Source organism: Paenibacillus sp. FSL M7-0896 (assembly GCF_037975415.1).
Classification (GTDB): Bacteria; Bacillota; Bacilli; order Paenibacillales; family Paenibacillaceae; genus Paenibacillus_AQ; species Paenibacillus_AQ silagei.
On sequence record NZ_CP150250.1, the window covers coordinates 6,968,456 to 6,990,959 of the forward strand.

The 22,504-nt window shown below is 55.2% G+C and carries 17 protein-coding genes; 5 read left to right on the forward strand and 12 right to left on the reverse strand.

What is annotated here, in order from left to right:
- Positions 1-191 precede the first annotated feature (191 nt).
- The 5 genes from pgmB to MKY12_RS30155 form a co-directional block, all read right to left on the reverse strand.
- Positions 192-3,257, reverse strand: coding sequence for a beta-phosphoglucomutase (gene pgmB, locus MKY12_RS30135; protein WP_339311964.1), 3,066 nt, complete (start codon positions 3,255-3,257; stop codon positions 192-194).
- A gap of 48 nt (positions 3,258-3,305) precedes the next feature.
- Positions 3,306-4,397 carry a carbohydrate ABC transporter permease gene (locus MKY12_RS30140; RefSeq protein ID WP_076074751.1) on the reverse strand — a complete coding sequence of 364 codons (1,092 nt, stop codon included), beginning with the start codon at positions 4,395-4,397 and terminating at the stop codon, positions 3,306-3,308.
- Complete coding sequence (locus MKY12_RS30145) at positions 4,397-5,512, reverse strand: sugar ABC transporter permease (RefSeq protein ID WP_076074754.1); 1,116 nt, start codon at positions 5,510-5,512, stop codon at positions 4,397-4,399. Before MKY12_RS30145 ends, MKY12_RS30140 begins: the two co-directional genes overlap by 1 nt.
- A gap of 136 nt (positions 5,513-5,648) precedes the next feature.
- A complete protein-coding gene (locus MKY12_RS30150; RefSeq protein ID WP_339311966.1) occupies positions 5,649-7,079 on the reverse strand; it encodes an ABC transporter substrate-binding protein in 1,431 nt (476 codons plus the stop codon).
- A 355-nt stretch (positions 7,080-7,434) separates the two neighbouring features.
- Positions 7,435-8,439, reverse strand: a complete 1,005-nt coding sequence (locus tag MKY12_RS30155) for a LacI family DNA-binding transcriptional regulator (RefSeq protein WP_339252128.1) — start codon at positions 8,437-8,439, stop codon at positions 7,435-7,437.
- 381 nt (positions 8,440-8,820) lie between these two features.
- On the opposite strand from MKY12_RS30155, the gene MKY12_RS30160 reads away from it, so the two are divergent.
- From MKY12_RS30160 to pepT, 4 genes are all read left to right on the forward strand, one after another.
- Positions 8,821-9,831, forward strand: coding sequence for an LLM class flavin-dependent oxidoreductase (locus MKY12_RS30160; RefSeq protein ID WP_339311967.1), 1,011 nt, complete (start codon positions 8,821-8,823; stop codon positions 9,829-9,831).
- Between the two features lie 895 nt (positions 9,832-10,726).
- Complete coding sequence (locus MKY12_RS30165) at positions 10,727-11,701, forward strand: hypothetical protein (protein WP_036728108.1); 975 nt, start codon at positions 10,727-10,729, stop codon at positions 11,699-11,701.
- A gap of 28 nt (positions 11,702-11,729) precedes the next feature.
- Positions 11,730-12,410, forward strand: a complete 681-nt coding sequence (locus tag MKY12_RS30170) for a sortase (protein ID WP_339311970.1) — start codon at positions 11,730-11,732, stop codon at positions 12,408-12,410.
- A 58-nt stretch (positions 12,411-12,468) separates the two neighbouring features.
- On the forward strand, positions 12,469-13,701 hold the full coding sequence (gene pepT / locus MKY12_RS30175; RefSeq protein WP_339311972.1) for a peptidase T: 1,233 nt from the start codon (positions 12,469-12,471) through the stop codon (positions 13,699-13,701).
- Positions 13,702-13,806: 105 nt separating this feature from the next.
- Here the strand turns inward: pepT and MKY12_RS30180 are convergent, their stop codons facing one another.
- From MKY12_RS30180 to hxlA, 4 genes are all read right to left on the reverse strand, one after another.
- On the reverse strand, positions 13,807-14,943 hold the full coding sequence (locus MKY12_RS30180; protein ID WP_036728102.1) for an NADH-dependent flavin oxidoreductase: 1,137 nt from the start codon (positions 14,941-14,943) through the stop codon (positions 13,807-13,809).
- Between the two features lie 92 nt (positions 14,944-15,035).
- Entirely contained in the window at positions 15,036-15,410 is a 375-nt protein-coding gene (locus MKY12_RS30185) for a helix-turn-helix domain-containing protein (RefSeq protein WP_036728101.1), read from the reverse strand.
- Between the two features lie 138 nt (positions 15,411-15,548).
- Complete coding sequence (gene hxlB / locus MKY12_RS30190) at positions 15,549-16,106, reverse strand: 6-phospho-3-hexuloisomerase (RefSeq protein ID WP_339311973.1); 558 nt, start codon at positions 16,104-16,106, stop codon at positions 15,549-15,551.
- A 6-nt stretch (positions 16,107-16,112) separates the two neighbouring features.
- Positions 16,113-16,745, reverse strand: a complete 633-nt coding sequence (hxlA, locus tag MKY12_RS30195) for a 3-hexulose-6-phosphate synthase (RefSeq protein WP_076074780.1) — start codon at positions 16,743-16,745, stop codon at positions 16,113-16,115.
- A 245-nt stretch (positions 16,746-16,990) separates the two neighbouring features.
- On the opposite strand from hxlA, the gene MKY12_RS30200 reads away from it, so the two are divergent.
- The gene (locus tag MKY12_RS30200) at positions 16,991-18,370 is read left to right on the forward strand and encodes an MATE family efflux transporter (RefSeq protein WP_339311975.1); all 1,380 of its coding nucleotides are present in this window, start codon (positions 16,991-16,993) and stop codon (positions 18,368-18,370) included.
- 106 nt (positions 18,371-18,476) lie between these two features.
- Here MKY12_RS30200 and MKY12_RS30205 read toward each other — a convergent pair whose 3' ends face one another.
- From MKY12_RS30205 to MKY12_RS30215, 3 genes are all read right to left on the reverse strand, one after another.
- Complete coding sequence (locus tag MKY12_RS30205) at positions 18,477-19,802, reverse strand: extracellular solute-binding protein (protein ID WP_036728095.1); 1,326 nt, start codon at positions 19,800-19,802, stop codon at positions 18,477-18,479.
- Between the two features lie 123 nt (positions 19,803-19,925).
- On the reverse strand, positions 19,926-20,726 hold the full coding sequence (locus MKY12_RS30210; RefSeq protein WP_036728093.1) for a response regulator: 801 nt from the start codon (positions 20,724-20,726) through the stop codon (positions 19,926-19,928).
- Entirely contained in the window at positions 20,689-22,485 is a 1,797-nt protein-coding gene (locus tag MKY12_RS30215) for a sensor histidine kinase (RefSeq protein WP_339315014.1), read from the reverse strand. The genes MKY12_RS30210 and MKY12_RS30215 overlap by 38 nt, the downstream gene beginning before the upstream one ends.
- Positions 22,486-22,504 lie beyond the last annotated feature (19 nt).

Consider the following 22,504-nt stretch of genomic DNA (forward strand, 5'->3'; position numbering starts at 1 on the left):
TTCGGTTTTTCGCTTACATTTGGCCCGCACACCTTCTCGTAGCACAATGTGTTCGGTTTTCCGCATACATTGTGGCCGCGTGCCTTCTCGCAGCACAATGTGTTCGGTTTTTCGCATACATCTAGCCACGCGCCTGCTCCCTTACTATACAGACAACAAACTCGCTGCCCGATACCCCCCTCCGCCAGCGGCTAACGCGCGAACAGCTTAAGCAGCTTCCCGGCGTCCAGCTCCGCCGTAGTGGGCAGCACCAGGTCGGCCGCGCCAAGCTGCTCGGCCGACCCGATGCCTACAGCCTTCATGCCCGCCGCCCGGATCGCGGCCACGCCTGCGGCTGCATCCTCCACGCCGATGCAGTTGCCCGGCGGAACACCCAGCCGCTCTGCCGCCTGCAGGAAGATCTCCGGATCGGGCTTGCCCTTCCGGAGCGCAGCCGGGTCGGCAACGGCCTGGAACCACCTGGCTGCGCCGAGGCGCTCCAGAATGAGCGGCGCATTCAGGCTGGCCGAGGCCAGCCCCACGGAGATTCCCCGCTCGCGCAGGGAATCGAGCAGCTCCCGGATACCCGGCAGGAGGTCCGCCGGGGTGATACGGCCGATCATCTGCCGGTAATGATCGTTCTTCTGCTCCGCCAGCCGGAGCTTCCCGGCTTCAGGCAGCTTCGCAAGGCCGCTGCCCTCCAGCACAATCTCCAGCGATTCCATCCGGCTGACGCCCTTCAGCCGTTCATTCTTTTCCCGGCTGAAGGGGATACCCAGCTCATCTGCAAGGGCCTGCCAGGCAAGATAATGAGCCTCGGCGGAATCTGTAATCACGCCGTCGAGATCGAAGATCACTGCCTCCAGCCTGTGCGCCAGCGACATCCTCACCGGCTCCTGCGGAAGCAGCTGCAGCGCCTGCTTCTTATGCCTGATCTCAAGTGCCGTCCCCTCCAGCAGCGTATACACTACCGCCTCACGTTCAACGAAGATATCTAGCAGCTGACCGCCTACTGTAACCTTGAAGCGGTAGCTCTCCCACTGCTCCGGCAGGACAGGAGCAAAGCCCAGCTCCCCCTGAGCCAGCCGCATGCCGCCGAAGCCGTTCACAATCGACATCCAGGACCCGGCCATCGCCGCCATATGCAGCCCGTCCTTGGCATTGTGGTTGATATCGTCCAGATCCATCCGTACTGTGCGGCTGAAATAACGGCATGCCCCGGCCAGATCGCCGATCTCGGCAGACATAATACTGTGGATGCAAGGAGACAGCGAGGAGTCATGCGTTGTCAGCGGCTCATAATAATGGTAGTTGCGGAGCTTATCCGCCAGGCTGAACTTGTCACCAAGCAGGAACAGGGCCATTACCAGATCAGCCTGCTTCAGCACCTGATGCCGGTAGATCACCAGCGGGTGATAGTGGAGCAGCAGCGGATACTTATCCGCAGGCGTATGCCCGAAATCCCATTTTTGCTTACTCAGAAAGGTATCATCCTGGGCATAGATCCCGAGCTGCTCGTCAAAAGGAATAAACATCCGTGCTGCGGCCTCTCTCCAGCCCTCTGCCTCTTCGGGAGTTAACCCGATCGCTTGCCGCAGCCGTTCGTAATCCGCGGGATAGTCCCGCTGTAGCAGCAGAGCTGTCTCATAGGCATACTGGAGCTGATCCTGCACCATGAGGTTGGTGTAAGCATTGTTATTGACAATCGCCGTGTATTCATCCGGCCCTGTTACTGCATCGATGCAGAAGGCCCCTCCGCGCGCGGGGTTATAGTGGCCCAGATCGGCCCAGAACCTTGAGGTCTCGAACAGCATCTCCGCACCCCGGCTAACCAGAAATTCCATATCGCCTGTGGCCTGGATATATTGCTTCAGGCCGTAGGCAATGTCCGCATTGATATGCGCCTGTGCAGTGCCTGCGGGGAAGTAGGCGGAGTTCTCCTTGCCGTCAATGGTCCGCCACGGGTACAGTGCCCCCTTCTGCGACATGACCGCTGCCCGCTCTCTGGCCTTGCCGAGCGTAGCATAACGGAATTCCAGCAGCGCACGGGCGATCTCGGGCTGCGTGAAGGTGAAGAACGGCAGCATGTACATCTCCGTATCCCAGAAATAATGCCCCTCATAGCCTTCGCCGGTCAGGCCCTTGGCTCCGATATTCGTTGCTCCGTCCCGGCCCACGGATTGCAGCAGCTGATAAGCATTGAAGCGGATGCCCTGCTGGAGTGCAAGATCACCGCTAATCTCAACATCCGCATGTGCCCAGAAGCTGTCCAGATACGCCTGCTGCTCTCCGGCCAGACCGGCGAAGCCCAGCTCCTTGGCCAGCGCCAAGACTTCAGCACTCCGGCCGGCCAGCTCCTCCTCCCCGTAATCTCTGGAGGTATGATACGTTATATATTTGGTAAGCGTCACCGTCTCTCCGCTGCGGACAGCAGCGGCGTAACAGACGGAGATGCGCTGACCGATCAATTGGTGGCTCATCTCCCGCCCGGACTTCGCCTGCAGCGCATGGCTGACAGCGGTCAACAGCGCAAACCGCGTGTGGCGGGTGCGCTGCTTCATCCACAGGTTCCCGGAGGCTTCGTCATAACCGGTATCCTCCAGCAGCAGGCTGGGCACCGCACTGCCCGCTCCCAGCCTTGGATCATCCGTCGCCTCCGGCCGCCGGATCTCGCTGTCCACCGCAGAATCGAACTTCAGTGTCCCGGAGAAGTTCAGCGCCGTCACCGCATAGTCGATAGCGGCCAGATGCTTATGCGTCAAGGCAACCATCCGGCGGATCACCAGCAGTACCCGGTGCCCGGCTGGAGATTCCCACTCCAGCTCCCGGTGTAGCATACCGCTGCGCATATCCAGCCGGCGCTTATACCGGTGCAGCTTCCCCTGATCCAGCCGGAACTCATGGCCTTCGATGCTGAGCCGGATGATACGGGCATCGCTCACATTCAGCATGGCCTGGTTGCGGGAGGGGTACCCAAAGGCCCCCTCAGGATAGACAACCGGCTCAGAATCAAAGAAGCCGTTCAGATAATTCCCGGCTACCGAAGCCCCCGCCTTGCCGTGATAGCCTTCCTCGAAATTCCCGCGCATACCGATATAGCCGTTGCCTAGTGCAAAGACACTCTCGCTCCGCTGATTGTATTCATCCTCGTAGTGTTCCTCTTCAATACTCCACTCCCTGTAAGGGTATAAGGCGGAAGGATGCTCACAGGACTTCATCTTTATTTTCATCTTCGTACTTATCTCCGTACTTATCTCCGTATTTGTCTCCGGTCTCATCTTCGTATTCTCCTCCCGATTGCCGGCTTCTCTTGTCCCAGCCGCAGATCAGCCTTTGACTGAGCCGCCCATCAGACCCCGGACGAAATACTTTTGCAGCAGGAAGAAGATCGCCAGCGGCATCAGCATCGAGATAAAGGCTGCCGAGGTCAGCAGATGCCAGTCATTGCCGCGCGAGCCGACCAGATCGGCGATCTTCATCGACATGACCTGAACCGACGGCTGGTTCCCGATGAAGATCAGCGACACCAGATAATCATTCCATACCCAGAGGAACTGGAAGATCCCGATGGAAGCGAGCGCGGGCACGGACAGCGGCAGAATCAGTCTGCTGAAAATAGTAAAGTGGCTGGCGCCGTCAATAAAAGCTGATTCAAACAGATCCTTCGGCAGCTGGCTGATGAAGTTGTACATGAAGTACGTAACCAGCGGCAGCCCGAAGGCCGTATGTGCCAGCCAGATTCCAAGATAACTGCCGTTCAGCCCAAGCGCCGTGTAATCCTTGAGTACCGGAATTAGCGCCACCTGAATCGGAATGACCAGCATCGCAATAATGATGACGAACAGCGTCTTGCGTCCGGGGAACCGTAACCAGGCGAAGGCATAGGCGGCAAAAGAGGCGATCAGCACCGGAATCACCGTCGCCGGAACAGCAATCGTCAGTGTATTCCAGAACGCCTGCGACAATCCGCTCCCCTTTTGCACCGTTTCACTGCCATCCGCTTCCTTGAGTGTGTACTCCTTGCCGGACAGCACATTCTTATAGTTGTCGAGCGTGAGGTCAGGCACCGCCTGCCAGCCCTGCTCCTGCATATTCACCGTACGTGCCCTGCGGTTCTCCCACATCAGGCGGCTGCCATCCGCCTTCACCCCTGCCTTGAGCTGTTCATCCGTATAGGTCTTGCCGTTCACCTCAATCGGCTCCCGCAGATCAACCTCCTTGGGAAGCTGCACCGTCTCGCCCGCCTTCCATTCCTGATGGGGGAACACCTTCCACCAGCCCGTCTGCAGAATATCCGCTGCGGGACGGAAGGAGGAGGCGAAGAGTCCGAAGGTCGGCAGAATCCAGAGGAAGCAGATGACGCCCAGAATCAGATTGACGGCCGTTTTGCTGCCCTTTTTTTTCTTGGTGCCCACCATTAGAATCCCCCCTGCTTGCGGAACTGCCGCAGATTAATAAGGATAACAGGCAATACCGCGATCAGGAGCACGATAGCCAGCGTAGAGCCGTAGCCGAAGTTGCGGTACATGAAGAATTGCCGGTAGAACTGCGTCGCTACAACCTCTGTATCGTATTGACCGCCTGTCATCACCATGACAACGTCAAATATTTTCAGTGTAAAGACAATAATCGTGGTGGTCACCGTCAGAATCGTCGTAGAGATGTAAGGAATCATGATGCCAAAAAAGATCTTCACCTCACCCGCGCCATCCACCCGTGCAGCCTCCAGAATATCCTCGGGCACTCCTTTGATGGCCGCAGAGAAAATAACCATCGCAAACCCCGTCTGCATCCAGATCAGAATGATAATAAGGAAGAAGTTGTTCCACGGCTGCAGCATACTCGTCCAGGCCTGCGGTTCACCGCCGAAATAGGTCACAATCGCATTCAAGAGTCCAATCTGCTCATCGCCCGGCTGATAATAATAGACGAACTTCCAGATGACCCCGGCGGCAACAAAGGAAATAGCCATCGGCATGAAAATAATCGATTTGGCGATCCGCTCATAGCTGCTCCGGTCGGCAAGAATGGCAATCAGCAGCCCGAAGCAGACACAGGCCAGCGTGCCCACGAACACCCAGAGCAGGTTGTTGCGCAGAGCCGTAGCCATCAGACGGTCGCTGAAGATCGCGGCGTAATTGCTGAGTCCGACGAACTTCTCGGAGGAAGCGTTGAAGAAGCTTAAGTACAGCGTCCGCAGGGCAGGCAGAATCAGCAGCCAACCGAGAATAAGGACAGCCGGTCCGACAAAAACATATGGCAGCACCTTCCTGCGGACATGGTCCGGGTACTGCTCCACGGCCCAGGTCAAGGTGTAGTAGATCAGATATACGCCCAGCACGCCCCACAACACTGCGAGCACCGCTGTCAACAGCGGTTGAAGCGTTGAATCGCGGAAAAACAGGAAAATCAGCCCGTTGACCACAATATTCGCAAGCAAGACGCCCAGCGATAGCAGGACTGCCCTGCCGCTGATTCTCTGACTGGCCTGCGCCCCGGCGGCACCCGGCTCCGGCCTTATTTGTGCATCCATATCGGTTCCTCCTATAGGCTCTGTTAGAGCAGAGCCCTCTTCATAAGCACCCGTTACCACCAGCTGAGGGGTAGGCCTGATTGCTCAAGACCGCCCCTTCAGCCTATTGGCGTCTAAGTCCCGTGCTGCCTGCTTCTTAGTTCTTCCAGCCTGACTGAATCTGCTCCAGGGCCTGATCCAGCGTAGCGGTTCCGCTCACATAGTCAGTCATGCCCTTCCAGAAGGTACCTGCACCCACCTTGCCTGGCATCAGGTCCGAGCCATCGAAGCGCAGGGTCGAAGCGTCCTGCACCAGCTTCGCCATCCGGCGGTCAGATTCGGACTGGTACCAATCCAGGGAAGCATCATTCATCGGAGCAATGACACCGCCGGATTGCACCCAGCTTTTGATCGATTCGCCAGTAGTGAAGAACTCCATTACAGCGCGTACTTCAGGGCGGTCATTGAACATAGCGTAGATGTCGCCTGCCACCAGGACCGGCTTGCCGTACTGCTCATCAATCGGCGGAAGATAGAACCAGTCATAGTCTGTATCCACCTTGGCCGTTTCCGGGAAGAAGCTGGTAATGAAGTTCCCCATCAGGTTGAACCAGGCTTTGGGCGGATTCTCGAACATCGGCTTCGGAGCATCGCCGAAGGCAGTAGTTACAATGGATTTAGCACCGCCGTAGACATAATCCTTATTCAGCCAGATCTTGGACATCACTTCCACCGCGTTCTTCACTTCCGGCGAGGTGAACGGAAGCTCACCGCTTACCCACTTGTCATAATTCTCAGGCGTCGTGGTCCGCAGCATGATGTTCTCTACCCAGTCGGTTGCCGCCCAGCCGGTTGCCGCGCCGCTCTCAATACCGATTGCCCAGGCTGGATCACCGTCTTTGGCGATTTGCTCCGTCAGGGCCATCATTTCATCCCAAGTCTGCGGAACCGTGTATCCCGCTTCGTCAAATTGCTTCTTCGGATACCAGACCAGGCTCTTCACATTGCTGCGGTTCCAGATCCCGGCCATAATCTTGCCATCCTTGCCGTCCATGGTGGACATATCCAGCCAGCTCTTATTGTAATTGGCCGTCAGCTTCGCCTGATCCAGCACCCCGGTCAGATCAATGACCTTGCCGGTCTTGGCAATAGAGGCCAGCAGGCCCGGCTGCGGGAAGTCCGCGATATCCGGCGCATTGCCGCCATCGACCCGGATATTAATCGTAGCTTCGAATTCCTTGGAGCCTTCGTATTGAATATCAATGCCGGTTTTCTCTTCAAATTCCTTAATGCTGCTCTCGAACTTCACCTGGTCCGCATCGACAAACGGGCCGAACATCGTGACCTTCGTGCCTTTATATTCACCCTTCATTGCCAAATCCAACGGGCTTCCTGCCGCAGCGGGATCTGGACTATCTGTTGATGCTGCGTTGTTATCTGCCGATGGTGCTGTTGTGGGAGCTTCTGTAGCCGCCGGGGCCTTCGTTGGCGCAACGGTGTTATTGCCGCCGCAGCCGCTGAGCATCATGGTGAAGGATAGACACAACACCATCGCAAGTGACAGTTTACGTGCTGGAGCTTTCTTCATTGTTTCATACATCCCCTTTAATTGTTTTTAGAGACTGCATTGAACCAGCTTTATTACCGGAACCCCTTCCGGCAGAGCAGTAACCCACCTCCTTAACCTAATTCACGGACAACAGGCACCCACACCCATTAACACCGCTAATTCAAACGTACATTCTCCATATCCCACAATAATGTATGCGCTTCCAATAGTCAGTTAGTACCTTCTTCAGTGGATACGGTTCCTGAAACGGTTCCCTAAACGATTCGCTCACATTCCTCTAACGCGTCACTCTGAAAAGCTTTTCAGAAGAGTGTAAAGAAACCGTGCTGCCCTATCCCCAGGCAGCCGTGCTTCAGCCCGCAGGAACTACATCTCATTTCTCACGCGAGGATTCTCTTACGATTAGCTTATGCTCCATCTTCTCTTTCATGACAGCCACCTTGCCCGTGGTCAGCAATTCATGCAGCTTCTCGGCCGCCCGGTACCCCAGCTGATAGATAGGCTGTGCGATTGTTGTCAGCTTCGGAATGAACATCCCCGACATCCGCAGATTATCGAAGCCGATGACCGATACCTGACCGGGAACCAGAATATTGCGGTCCTTTAAGTAAGAGATCGTCCCCATAGCGAACTCATCCGCTACACAGAATACTGCGGTTAGCTCTGGATATTCTGTGAACAGCTCATGCGTTGCCTGATAGGCGTGTTCAAAGCGGTGGTTCGCGTACTTGATTTTCCCGATATTACGCTCCAGCCCCGATTCGCTCAAGGCTCTCACGAACCCCGCCATCCGCGGTGGCCCGGACACCGAATTATCATGATTGAAACCAATCATCCCAATCTCTTGGTGCCCCAGCTCAATCAGGAATTTCACAGCATCATACGCCGCCTTCTCATCATCCACCTCGACCGACGCTACCTCATACTCATCGGAATGGGAAGAGACCAGCACGAATGGAATTCTGCAGCCTATAAGCTTCTCATAATACTCAGGGTGCAGAATATCACTGGCGAACACAACACCATCCACCTGTTTCTCATGAAAAGTATCCATATAGGACAATGTCCGCTCCTTGTCACGGTCTGTATTGCAGATCATCAGACTGTAACCGAGCTTAATGCAGGCATCCTGCATTCCCCGGATCACCCCTGCGAAATACAGGTTCTCAATATCGGGAATGAGTAGCCCAAGAGTGAATGACTTCCTGTAAATTAACCCCCGTGCGAATGCATTAGGCTGATACTTGAGCGCTTCTATCGCTTCAATGACCCGGCTGCGCTTACTCTCCACGACCGTATCCGGGGCATTCATTACACGGGACACAGTGCTGATGGATACTCCGGCCATCTTGGCAACATCTCTGATTGTTGGCTTCATAGTCTGACTTCCTTCTTGATTCTTTTAGCCCGAAACGTGTGCCCTCCTTATCAGGATTGGCCTAGCCGCTTAAGTTAGAAAAGCTTTTCAAAGCGATTATAGCAAGGCTCCCTTAAATTGGCAAGCAAATTGTTATGCGCTTACATTTCTGCCTGCGGAGCCCTTGCTGTACGGTTGTAACCGTCCAAATTCAGTCCAAATACTCCAAATTCATCCCTTCAGTAACTGGACCTTTCTCCCTTCACACTCCCTCTCCCCGTCATGACGCTTACTTAAAGTGTGTAAATTATATTATTTCATGTTATAATTGGCGGGTATATTGATTCATGGCTGCAAATAATGCTACTGATGCGGAATGCATCTACTATAGGAGGGATTCATGTGAAGCAATTGCACGACATACCATTCTCCGTACTGGATTTAGCCCCTATCCGGGAGGGCGGAACGGCGGCGGATTCTTTTCATAACACCCTTGATTTGGCTCGTCATGCTGAGAAATGGGGGTATAACCGTTACTGGCTGGCAGAGCATCATAATATGACCGGCATTGCCAGCTCCGCCACCTCCGTTGTTATCGGACATGTCGCAGCCGGAACTAACACCATCCGCGTAGGTTCAGGCGGCATCATGCTCTCCAACCATGCCCCGCTGGTGATTGCCGAGCAATTCGGCACGCTGGAGTCCCTGTATCCGGGACGGATAGATCTGGGTCTGGGCAGAGCCCCCGGCTCCGACCAGGCAGCCGCCAGAGCACTGCGCCGCAGTCTCGGCAGCGATGGCAGTGAATTCCCTGAGCAGCTTAGCGAGCTGCGGGCGTATTTCGACCCCGAAGGATCAGGCTCCCGTCCGGCCGGTGTCCGCGCCGTGCCCGGTGAAGGACTGAATATCCCGATCTGGCTGCTTGGCTCCAGCGGCTTCAGCGCTCAGCTTGCGGGCCAGCTGGGTCTGCCTTTTGCTTTTGCCAGCCACTTCGCCCCGGATTATCTGCTGCCGGCCCTGCATCTGTACCGCACCAGCTTCAAGCCTTCAGCTGTACTCGACAAGCCTTATGTTATGGTGGGCCTGGGAATTACGGCAGCGGATACGGTGGAGGAAGCGCGCAGACTTGCCACTTCCCAGCAGCAGCAATTCCTGAACATTATTCGTGGCCGCACCGGCAAGCTCCAGCCGCCTGTAGACAGTCTGGACGGAATCTGGACCTCTCAGGAGAAAGCGCTGCTTATGAGCAAACAGCAATACTCCATTGCGGGCGACCAGGCCCTGATCGAAGAACGGTTGCTGCAGATTCTCGAAGAGACGGGTGCCGATGAGTGGATTATCGCTTCACAGATCTATGATCACTCTGCCCGCCTGCATTCGTATGAGCTTGTGGCCGACCTGTTGAAGAAGTAATAAGGCCGTAGTAGCTCATCAGATTTAAAATAGTGGAGCAGAAACAATCCCCCTTCAAATTACATCTTTTCCAAGCGGAGATTGTTCTTCAGGGGCGTTTGGCTTAGCTTAGCGTAACGGACTGAGGTGCTCTTATTTGGGAAGAAAGTCGCCAACTGGGCGAGTAACGGACTCCATGGGCCTTACCTTTACACTTCGGCTCCAAAACGTCTCGTAGGGAGACAATAAGGCCGCCTGAGTCCGTTACGCTGCAAAAAGTGGCGTTTTCGTGGGGATAAGGTCTCTCCGGTCCGTTAGATTTCGGGGTGGAGTTTAACAAGCTTATCCACCCTTTTAAACCTGACACTGTACTAGTCTGATTACAAGCCAGTCTATATCATTCAGCCCATTTAACTACCTATGGAGAACTCCATTGAGGTAGCTGAATGGGCTATTTTAGTCTTGCAGCAAAAGACGAATGTGTTCGGAGTAGAAATGATGGAGCCGGGCCTTTACAGCCCAAATTGTTCTTTATAAAATACAAAATCCAGTAATATACAGAGAAATAATGAGTTAACCGCAGTAAATATTAAATAAATGCCGTTAAGTTATAATAAACGCCCCAATTCATTTACTTAACGTATCTTTTTCTGTTTTTCTTTATGCTTCATTTTGATTATACTGTAAGTATTATTCGTTATAACGAACAACAGCGCATTTTTACCATTCCGCCTCATTCACGCACGTTCAGGCTCATCCAGATCCGTTCGTACTCGTTCTGATTTATATCATCGCTTTATTTAGTAGTAGTTCTTCAAGAAACTACTTTATTCGACAAACTATGATTTAGAAGGGCGAACCGGGGCGGATTGTGGCTGGTGGCTGCCGAAGGTCTGCACAGGAAGGGGCGGGGAGAGTGAAGAAGAGACATACATCTATAATTGGCGCGTATATTTTGGCCGTTCTGGCAGGTGTAATCTGGCATGCCGGAGGGGTCAGCGCTGAGGATACGATCAAGCTCACTGTCAACTCACATACGACCAGTACGGCAACCATGAACAACATGCAGCCGGGAGATACGATGGCTTCGGATTATAAGATTATCAATGACGGAAATGATCCGTTCGATTATGCAGTAGCCTTTCAGTTCCGCTCCGGGGACGCAGATCTGTACAATATCCTGCAAATGACCCTGCAAAAAGAGGGAGTAATCCTCTACTCAGGGGTAATGAGCGAGGCCCCGGGGGTAGTGACCATCGGCTCGCTTGCCGGAGGGGAAGAGGAAGCGATCGAAATGAAGGTATTGTTCCCGCCGGAGGCAGGCAACGAGTTCCAGGAGAAGACGGTAAGTGTCGCCTTTGAATTCACTGCCACAGCAGATCCTGCGCCTACAGCCGGGCCAACTTCTACACCTCAACCCACAGATACGCCAACGGCTGCAGTAACGCCTATGCCTACGTCAACGCCAGGGTCCACCGGCAGCCCTGGCAGTACGCCGCCTGCTGCAACAACAGTCCCTACAGCCTCACCGGCCGGCAGTGCATCGCCTGGCAGTTCAGCAGCACCTTCACAGGCACCGGCAACTGCTACAGCAGCACCGGATGGAGTGAGCGTAAGCGAGGAGCCTGTTCCGCTAGGGGCAGGAGAGGAAGACGGCGGCAACCGTCCGTCCGCGACTCCGGATTCCGGAGCCGCTGCACTTGGCAGCACACCAGCCCCTTCACCAGGGAAGGAGGTCAACCTCACTGGTGACGCGCTTCCGCTGGGCGGGCCGGAGGAAGACGGCAGACTGCCCGACACAGCCAGCCCTTGGTACAATCTGATTGCGGCCAGCCTGGTTGTCGCCATGATTAGTGTGCTTGTGCTCCGCAGACTGGGCCAGAAGAAGTAACTTTATGTATATGTAAGGAGGAGAGAGCATGAAGATACGCAGCGGGTTCACTTTAGCCGTCAAGCTGATCTTCCTGCTCTCCTTGTGCGTTATGCTATATTCCGCCTTCCAGATCCTCAAAGCGCCCGCCGAAGCCCGCGAAGCCCTGAGAATCTGGGACAAAAAGAGGGAGGAAGCCCAGCTTCCCGTAAGTTCCGAAGAAGAAACGCCCCTTCCTGAAGGTATGGTCAGCAGCGCAGAATCACCAACAGGCGACAAACCTGCTTATATAGCAGGAGAGGTAATCGGGGAGATCTATTTTCCGAAGCTTAAAAAGCGGGTCGCCATTCTGGAGGGAACCGGACGGGCGGAGCTTAAGCGGGGCGCCGGACACGATGAGGCAAGTGCCGCCCCGGGCGCCACAGGCAACAGCGTGCTGGCCGGACACCGTGATACCGTCTTCCGCAGTCTCGGCGAGCTGGAGACCGGAGACCGGCTTGAGCTTGCTACAGCGGAAGGAACTTTTACCTATGAAGTGACCGGGAGCCGGATTGTTGACGGAGATACGCGGGGAGCGATTAAGCCCAGCAGAGACCCCGTACTCACCTTGATTACCTGTTACCCATTCTCTTATGTAGGCGCAGCGCCCGAGCGCTACCTGCTCTCGGCCAAGCTAGTCTCCAGCCAGCCTCCATCCCCTTTCACTCCTCACCCTCCGCCTAAAGTATGAGACCCGGGCCGGATCGTGATAATATAGACATACGAAGCTGAAGAGGAGATGACCCCCATTGAAGGAAGAATTAATTAGACGTTTTGTATCGTATGCTGAAATGGATACCCAATCCAGCGAGGACAGCGAGAGCTGCCCGTCCACTCCAGGCCAAATGGTACTGGCGCATAAGCTGGCAGAGGAGCTGCAGGAGCTGGGACTGACGGAGATTACGGTGGACGAGCACGCCTATGTCATGGCCTCGCTGCCCGCCAACACAGATAAAGAGGTTCCGGTGATTGGCTTCCTGGCCCATCTGGATACCGCTACGGATTTCACCGGCACGAATGTGAAGCCGCAGATTGTAGAGAACTATGACGGGCAGGATCTGGTGCTGAATGAAGCCCAGAATATTATCATGTCCACGAAGAGCTTCCCGGAGCTGAGCGGTTACAAGGGGCATACGCTGATTACGACCGACGGCACCACCCTGCTGGGGGCAGACAACAAGGCAGGCATCGCTGAGATCATGACGGCTATGGCCCATCTGCTGGCGCATCCGGAGATTAAGCATGGCAAGATCCGGGTCGCTTTTACCCCCGATGAAGAAATCGGACGCGGCCCGCATAAGTTCGACGTTGCCGCCTTCGGTGCTTCCTATGCCTACACCGTGGACGGAGGCCCGCTTGGGGAGCTGGAATATGAGAGCTTCAATGCCGCCGCCGCCAAAATCACCTTCCACGGAGTCAATGTCCATCCCGGTACAGCCAAGGGCAAGATGATCCATTCGTCCAAAATCGCCATGGCCTTCCATCTCCGTCTGCCCGCCGGTGAAGCCCCTGAATTCACAGACGGCTACGAGGGGTTCTACCACCTGATCTCCATGCAAGGCAGTGCCGAGCACAGCAAGCTGCATTACATTATCCGCGATTTTGACCGCGGGCAGTTCGAGAACCGCAAATCGAATATCGCCGCAATTGTGGAGGAATTCAAATCTACATACGGGGCGGACAACATCGTGCTGGAAATGAATGACCAATACTATAATATGCGCGAGAAAATCGAGCCCGTCCGGCATATCGTCGATATCGCCCGGGAAGCGATGGAGGGCCTCGGAATCACGCCGGTTATCCGTCCCATCCGCGGAGGGACTGACGGCTCACAGCTCTCTTATATGGGGCTGCCTACACCGAATATTTTCACCGGAGGCGAGAATTTCCACGGCAAATTTGAATACGCCTCTGTAGACGTAATGCTGAAGGCTGTACAGGTTATCGTTGAGATTGCCCGTCTGGCGGAACATAAAGCGTAAATAAGATTATATTAAAAACAGAAAAAACCCCGTGCCGCCCTGGAAACAGGGGCGCACGGGGTTCTTATATTGCTTTGGTCACAGACCGTTATCCGTCTGCCTGCTTTATTGCTTAACCGGCAGCCAGCCCGGTGTATGGATCAATGCTCTCCAGAGCGGGTCCGGAATCACAAGCTCTGCCTGGGCAGCCGGATCAAGCTCTGTCTTAATCTCATCGGCCCGGCCCCCGGCCAGCTTCTGCACCCAGTCCGGTTCAATCAGAAGCGGACGGCCCAGCGCCACCAGGCTGATGCCGCTGTCCAGACTCTTCAGGGCATCGGCGGCAGAGTAGAGTGAGCCTACGCCAATTACCGGCGCCTTGTCTCCTGCCCGGTCAACGATCTGCTCAATACGCGGACGGCTGTCCTCCGTTCCCCGGCGCGGCAGCGACCACAGCTCCATGAGGGACGCATGCAGGTAATCCAGCCCCTCTGCTGTCAGCGCATCGATTAGAGCAAACGTGTCAGCCATCGTAATCCCCGGCGTCTCCGGCTCTTCAGGCGAGAAGCGGTAGCCTACAAGGAATGCACCCTCTGCATGCTGCTTCACCGCAGCCTTGACACTGCGCAGAACGGCCAGCGGGAAGGCGAGACGCTTCTGCAGATCCCCGCCCCAGCGGTCTTCGCGTCTGTTGGAATGCGGCGAGAAGAACTGCTGCAGCAGATATCCGTTCGCACCGTGAATCTCGACGCCATCGAAGCCGGCTTCGATCGCCCGGCGCGTCGCTTCACCGAAATCAGCGATAATTCCGGTAATCTCTTCGTCTGTCAGCGGGCGCGGAACCGCACCCTGTCCGCCGCCCGGCAGCTCGGCCGGCACATCGCTTGCACTGACAGGCTGTCCGTCAACCAGCTGCTCCGGCGGGCATTGGCGTCCGCCATGGAAGATCTGGAGCACGGCCTTCGCTCCTTCGCCCTTGATGGCCTCCGCCAGCTCACGCAGACTTGGAATCAGCCCGTCATGGTCAGCTCCGAATTCACCCGGGAAGCCCTTCCCGCCGCGTGAGACATAGACACACGCGGTAATGACCATCCCCGCCCCGCCCGAACGGCGGATATAATAATCCAGCTCCGGCCGGGAGACGGTTCCATCCTCATTGGAGGAGAAATTAGTCATCGGCGCCATGACCACACGGTTCTTCAGTTCAATCCCGTTCTTGAATTTGAACGTCTCCAGCAGCGGGCTATATTCTGTCTTCAGCATACCTATCAGCCTCCATTTATTTAAATCTTCACAAATGTTAGTATACAACTTAATTTTGCACAATACAAATAGAACGACTTCGTTTACAGTTGCTACCTATCACAGTGAGGTGCATCTTTCCAGATCACCTTGTCCCCGTAATTCTTGCCCCAGTCATACATCATGCGCAGCACCGGCATCAGAGTATGTCCATACTCTGTCAGGGAGTACTCTACCCGCGGAGGAACCTCCGCATATACCTGCCTGAATACCAGCTGATCCTCCTCCAGCTCGCGGAGCTGGTTGGTCAGCATTTTCTGGGTGATATGGGGGATCAGCTTCTTGAGTTCACTGAACCGCTTAGTCCCTTCCAGACCCAGGTGCCACAGTATAATCAGCTTCCACTTGCCGCCGATCACAGCGAGCGTAAGCTCCTTCTCGCAGTTGATCTCCTTCAGGTTGATACGGTCTTTAATTTCAGTCGCCAATAATTAGCCCCCTTCCGTCTATTACTACAAATCCATCACGGGCCGCACATAAGCAGCAAAGGATGCCCTCCCGTCAAGGAAAGCATCCGTGTGATAGCTACATTGTATTCCAAGCTCTATTCTATTCCAAATCGTATACTATTCCAAATTGGCATGCTTGCCGAACATCCGGCCGGAGGTCTGCCCCGTCTGCTCCATAATCTGCAGAATAACTGCATCATAGAATACAAGCAGCGTCTGTTCAAACAAGGAGGCCATCGGCTGCAGCGTAGTATAGCCGCCGTCCGGCCGTTCCTTGGGAGCGCCAGGCAGCTTGACTGTATAATCTGCGAGACGTCCGATCGTCGAATCCGGCTGAATGGTTACGAGGACTACAGCTGCTCCGATTGCCTTGGCTTTCTCAGCCATGGAGACCAGTCCCTTCGTCTCGCCTGAGCCGGAACCCAGTACAAGCACATCGCCGGGGCCAATGCCCGGCGTTACTGTCTCTCCGACCACATAAGCTGTCCGCCCGGCCTGCATCAGCCGCATGGCGAAGGCCCGGCCCATCAGGCCGGAACGACCGGCACCGGCCACGAAGATCTGCCCTGCGCGCAGCAGCTCCTCCGTCAGCGCCTCACCTTCTCCGGCATTCAGCCCGGAGACGGAGCCCTCCAGCTCCTTCACAATTTCCTGTGCGTATTGCTGCGTGTCCATGGCTGCTTAAGCCTGGCTTACAAGGCGCTTCATTTCCGCCGCAGCCGCCTTCATGTCCGCTTCGCCGGTAATGCCGCCGCCCACGATTACCAGATCAGGCTGCGCAGCAATCACTTCAGGCAGCGTACTCAGCTTAATGCCGCCGGCAATTGCGGTCTTGGCCCGGGTAACCACGCTCTTAATATCTCTCAGATCCGCGAAGGAATTCTTGCCCTCAGCCTGATGGTCATAGCCGGAATGCACGCAGACATAATCCACACCCAGCGCATCCACTTCAGCGGCTCTGGCTTTGAGATCCTTCACATTAATCAGATCGACCAGGATCTCTGCACCTGTCTTCTTCGCTTCCTCCACCGCACCGCGGATCGTTGAATCATCAGATACACCCAGCACAGTTACGATGCCCGCGCCTGCTTCCACTGCCTTCATGACCTCATATCCGCCAGCATCCATGATTTTGAGATCGGCCAGCACCGTAAGCGCCGGAAAAGCTTCCTTGATCGCTTTTACCGCATGCAGCCCCTCATTAATAACGACCGGTGTTCCAATCTCAACGATATCTATAGATTCGGCAACCTCTGCAACAACCGCCTTGGCTCCGGCAATATCCACCAGATCGAGTGCTAACTGTAATTTCATATGTGTAAGTTCTCCTTATCCGTAATAAATTTTAGGAAGTGCTGCTCTCAGTTTAGGGATATACTGCCGATTAGGGAAGTAGGCACTTTAAAGTGAGGTAGTCACCTGGAGGATACTATTGGGCGAAGCCGGGGGATTTTCAGGCAGCATGTCTGAAATACTGCTGCATTTTCACAAAAGCTGTGCTACCATACATTTGATTCGAATATTCACAGCCATAAGGAATCCTAATAAGAAGGTGTATGATGGAAACAAGCAAGCCCGCAACATTCAACTTAATGAAGCTGACCTGGCCGATCTTCCTGGAGCTGTTCCTGTTCATGCTCATGGGCAGTATGGATACCTTCATGATCAGCTCGGTGTCCGATGATGCGGTCTCCGGTGTCGGAGCAGCCAATCAGATTATTGCCATAGCTATTCTGGCGCTTAGTGTCATCGGGAACGGCGCGGCGATCGTCGTGTCGCAATACCTCGGCTCCAAGCAGCCCAAAGAAGCCGCCAGAGTGATCGGCAATGCAGTTACCCTGAATCTTGCGGTAGGGATCGTACTTAGTACAGTGATGCTGCTGCTCGGAGGCCATCTGCTGCAGGCGCTGAACGTGAAGGGTGACATTCTCGCCTACGCCCGCTCGTATATTAACATTGTCGGAGGCGCGATCTTCCTGCAGGCCCTGATCAACGCGCTGGCTGCCACCATCCGCACCCATGGCTTCACCAAGCAGACGATGGCGGTATCGCTGCTGATGAACGTTATCCATGTCGGCGGTAACTATCTGCTGATCTTCGGCCATTTCGGACTGCCTGCGCTCGGCGTAGAGGGTGCTGCCATATCAACCGTAATTAGCCGCTCCATCGCTCTCTTGATCTTCTTCCTGCTGCTCTACCGGATTATGGAGGTACGCGTGAAATGGAGCTATTACGTTCACCTCTCCAAGAAATACGTGCTGCAGATTCTCAAAATAGGTATTCCGTCCGCCTTCGAATCCGTAATGTACCAGTGCTGCCAGCTCGTCTTCACCCTGTACATCACCTATTTGGGGGCCGAGGCCATGGCTACCCGCCAGTATGCGGTTAATATCTCGAACTACATCTTCCTGTTCAGCGTAGCGGTGGCAATGGGGACCTCAATTATTGTGGGGCATCTTGTAGGTGCAAAACGGACGCAGGAGGCTTACTCACGGGTGTTCACCAGTGTGAAGTGGGCGCTGCTGGTCACAGTCATCATGGACCTGATCGTCATTCTGTTCCGCAAGCCGCTGCTGGGTCTGTTCACGGATAATGAGCTGATTATCGCTATGGGCGCCCAGGTCATCCTGCTCAGCTTCTTCCTGGAGACCGGACGGACCTGCAATCTGGTCATTATCAACTCGCTGCGCGCGTCGGGCGATGCCAAGTTCCCGGTCTACATGGGCATGATTTCCATGGTGTGCATGAGTCTGCCGCTGGGCTACTTCCTGGTGTTCACACTTGATCTGGGTCTGGCCGGGGTATGGCTGGCCACAGCGTTCGACGAATGGGTGCGGGCAGTCATTATGTACTTCCGCTGGAAAAGCAGAGCCTGGGAGAAGCATGGCCTGATCCAGCACGAACCGCCGGAAGCCGCTCCGGCCGCTCCGGCGCACTAATTCTGCGGCAGCTCCTCAGGCCGGCTCGCCACACCAATAAGGGATGCTAATCAGCCACCGGAAATACGGCTGATTAGCATCCCTTTGTCGTAAGCTTGTCCCATGCTCAGTTCCCCTTGGCTACTGCAACCTTATGTCTGGCTGCGAACTGCTCCGGCGTGACTGCTTTGCCGAACAGCGCCTGGATCATATCCAGATGGACCTGGGCAGCATGCGGCTTCATCTGCACATCCGCGAACAGGGTAATACTGCTGGCATTGTTCAATTCATTCAGCAGATCCACGTATAGCTGCGGCAGCTCCTCATTCGTGGTATCGACCTTGGTCGCCGGAATCACCCCCGCACTCGTCACTGAAGCCTCGCCCCATTTGAAGACGAAGTATTCGACAAAAGCCTTGGCCTCCTCCTTCACCCTGGACGATTCCGCTACGAACAGTCCGACACCCGGACCGCCTACCCAGTCGCCCGAATTCCCCTTCCCGCCTTCCACCGTAGGGAATTTGAAGAAGCCGACCTTGTCCTTGAAGGCCTGCGGAATCTCCGGGTTGGTCGTGAAGTTGGGTAACTCCCAGGTACCGGTCAGGTACATGGCCGCCTTTTCTTCCATGAATTCCGATTTGCCCTCATCATACGACAAGCCGTTGAAGCCGTTGTTGAAGGCGTTCATATCGACGAGGTTCTGCACTTCCGCTGCTGCCTGCACCAGTCCGGGATCATCGAAATAGCCCGTCCCCTTCGTTGCCCGCTTGAGCGTCTCACTTCCGGCAATACGGTCCGCCAGATACATATACCACAGCGAGCCTGTCCACCGGTCCTTATTACCCAGCCCCACCGGAGGCACACCATGACTGGAGAGCGCTCTCACAACTGCCTTGAACTCCTCATATGTTGTTGGCACCTGAAGATTATATTGGGCGAAGATCTCTTTATTATAAAAGATCGGTGAGATGTTCATCTCCAGAGGCAGCGCATAGGTCTTGTTATCGACAACATAAGACTCTGTAGTGCTCTTCAGGAACTTATCCTTAAGCTGCCCGCCATGCAGGATGTCATCCAGCGGAGCAAATAATCCGCCTCTTACATAAGGCTCCATGAAGCCGGCTGCCCAGGTTATGCCTACATCGGGAAGGTCATTGGAAGCGGAGAGCACCTTGAGCTTACTTTTATACTGCTCATTCTCCAGCACATCCTGCCTGATGATAATACCCGGATGCTCCTTCTCATATTCTGCGATAATCTGGCTGACCAGCTTATACTGCTGCGCGGAGAGTCCGGCGGGCCAGATGTGCATCATATGAATGGTTATTTTGGGGGAAGAGGCACCGGTAGCTGCAAGCTCACTATTATTCTCTCCCGCAGAGCCGCAGCCTGTCAGAACAAGCAGCCAGATGCAGGCCAGGAGCAGCCCCTTGGTCATGTGATTCCTTCGCATTGCCATTGCCTCCCCATCTCACATTGCAAAAGGCCGTAATTATCCATGTAATCGCTATCATTCAAATTCTAGCATCGTACTCTGAGGCAGATAAGGGCACATTTATTGGCTAAAATACCACATTTATTGGATTTCCTGCGCTCCGCCCTTCATCTGCTGACGGTACCGGCTCGGGCTTATCGCCTCCAAGGACTTGAAAACCTTAATGAAATATTTATCCGTCCGATACCCTACACGCTCTCCAATCTCCCCGACCGGCAGCGCGGTCTGGAGCAATAACTCCTTCGCCCGCTGAATCCGCAGACGGGACAGATATTCAGTGAAGGAGACCCCGGCCTGCTCCTTGAACAGCACGCTGAAATAGCTGGCATTCAGGTGAATCATCCCCGCTACCTCAGCCATCGTCAGCTGTTCGTGCAAATGCTGCTCCACATAGGCAATGGCCTCCTTAACCGGCTGCCCCATCCCGGCCTGCTCCGGGTCAATCTCCAGCAGCTTGTGATCCACCAGCTTCTCCAGCTTCACATGGCGCTGCTGCTCCTCCTCCCGCTTCAGCGCATCCTCGACCACTGTCAGCAGCTCGGACTTGTCCAGCGGCTTCAGCAGATAATTGACTGCTCCCAGCCGCATCGCCTGCTGCACATAATCGAACTCCGCATAGCCGGAGATGACAATGATCACCGGCTTCCGGGGAGCTTCCTGCAGCGAATGGATCAGATCCAGCCCGCTCACCTCCGGCATGCGCACATCTGTGATCAGCAGATGGACGCGCTCCTGCCGCAGCCGCTCGCGCGCTTCCACCCCATTGTCGCAGGTCTCCACGATATACCGGCCTGCCGCCCATACTTCCAGCGTCTGCTTAATCCCCTGACGCGTTCTTGGTTCATCATCTACGATTAGAATCGTCTTGTTGCCCAGACTCATAGGTATCTCCTCCATTGCTTGGAATCTCAAACCTTATTACAGTCCCTTCAGACCGCCGGCTCTCTACGATCAGCCCCTCCGTCTTCATGCCCGCTTCCGCATAGTACAGCTTCAGCCGCCGCTGCACATTCACCAGCCCCACTCCGCTACCCTTGGCAGAGACCGGCGGCCCGCCATCCAGCGCATCACGCAGCGCCAGCAGCGTGGCCTCATCCATACCCGGCCCGTTGTCCGACACCTCCACTGAGGTCCACCCCTTGCGGGAGGAGGGGCTGATGATTACTTCAATCACGCCCTTGCCGACGCGGCTCTCCACTCCATGCAGAATGGCGTTCTCGACAATCGGCTGAATCAGCAGCTTAGGTACCGGTACAGCAGCCTCATGCGGGTCAAGCCTGATGTCCCAGGACAGCCGCTCTCCCATCCGCATCTCCATAATCCGCAGATACCGCCTGATCTGCTCCACCTCTTCACTCAGCGTGACCCATTCATCCTTGTTGTGCGGGCTGCCCATAATGTAGCGGAATAGCCTGGACATCATGACCACTAATCCGGCCAGCTCCTCCTCTCCCTTCTCCTCCAGTGACCAGTTGAAGGCCTCCAGCGTATTGAACAGGAAATGGGGATTGATCTGCGCCTGCAAGGCTTTAAGCTCGGTCCGGCTCTGCAGGACCTCCTTCTCATAGACCACCCTGATCAAATCATTAATATTAGCCACCATACCGTTGTAGGTATTATTCAGCTCCCGGAGCTCCATGGTCGATACCTTCTGCGAATTGGGGGTCAGCACCCCCATACGGGATTTGCGCATCGCCCGGATCAGGTGAATAATCGGCCGGGTAATCATTGTCGACAACAGAAAGGATATAATCAGGAACAGCAGGGTTCCGATTCCGCCTGACACCAGCAGCACCGTCCGCAGCACGGACAGTCCCTTGGTGACATAGCTGACAGGTGTCAGCACCAGCAGCGTCCAGGAGGTCTTGTCCGAGCGCAGCTTGACCTGCACATACTCCTTGCCCCGGAAGCTCACCGTCTGATCCCCGCTCTCCAGCAGCGGCAGCAGATCCTCCTGCGGCGTTCCGCTGCTCCCGAGGAGCTGTCCTTCATCATTCACGAGCAGCACAGACTCCCCGCTGTCACTGCCGGAGAACGGATCGTCGAGCTGGAAGTAGCTGCGTTGGATGCGGGCCATCAGGTAGCCGCCCCGCGAGAACCAGCGGTCCATCAGGCTGACCTGGCGGATCGCCAGCAGGCTCTGATCATCATGCGGATCAACGCCGATCCAGACCAGCCGCCCCTTCTGGGCATTAGCCTCACTGATATGCTGCTCGTTAATCCTGCTCTCCAGGCTGCCTTCCTTAATCGGGAACAGCAGCCTGTAATCAGCGGTATATAGCTCCAGCGAGCCTACACTCGGCATGTACGCCTGATAGCTGGAGACAATTTGCAGCAGCGACTGGCGCTGATTGAAGGACACCTCATTGCCGTCCAGCTCCTCCAGCAGCAGCTGTTGAACGGTAGGATGATTGGCCACCTGCTCCATCAGACCGTCAATCTGGCCGGTCAGCGCATCCAGCCTTCCGTTGGCCTGAACCGCCGTCTGCTGGATATGCCGCTCGGCATTATTTTTGAGCAGAATCGAGACACGGTCATACACAAATGCCCCGGACACCAGAATAATAATGAGCATCACCAGCAAAAAACCGATGAATATCTGATTGCGCAGTGTGTTGAGCTCTCTGAACCTCTGAAGCATCAGAATTCCCTCTTTCGTT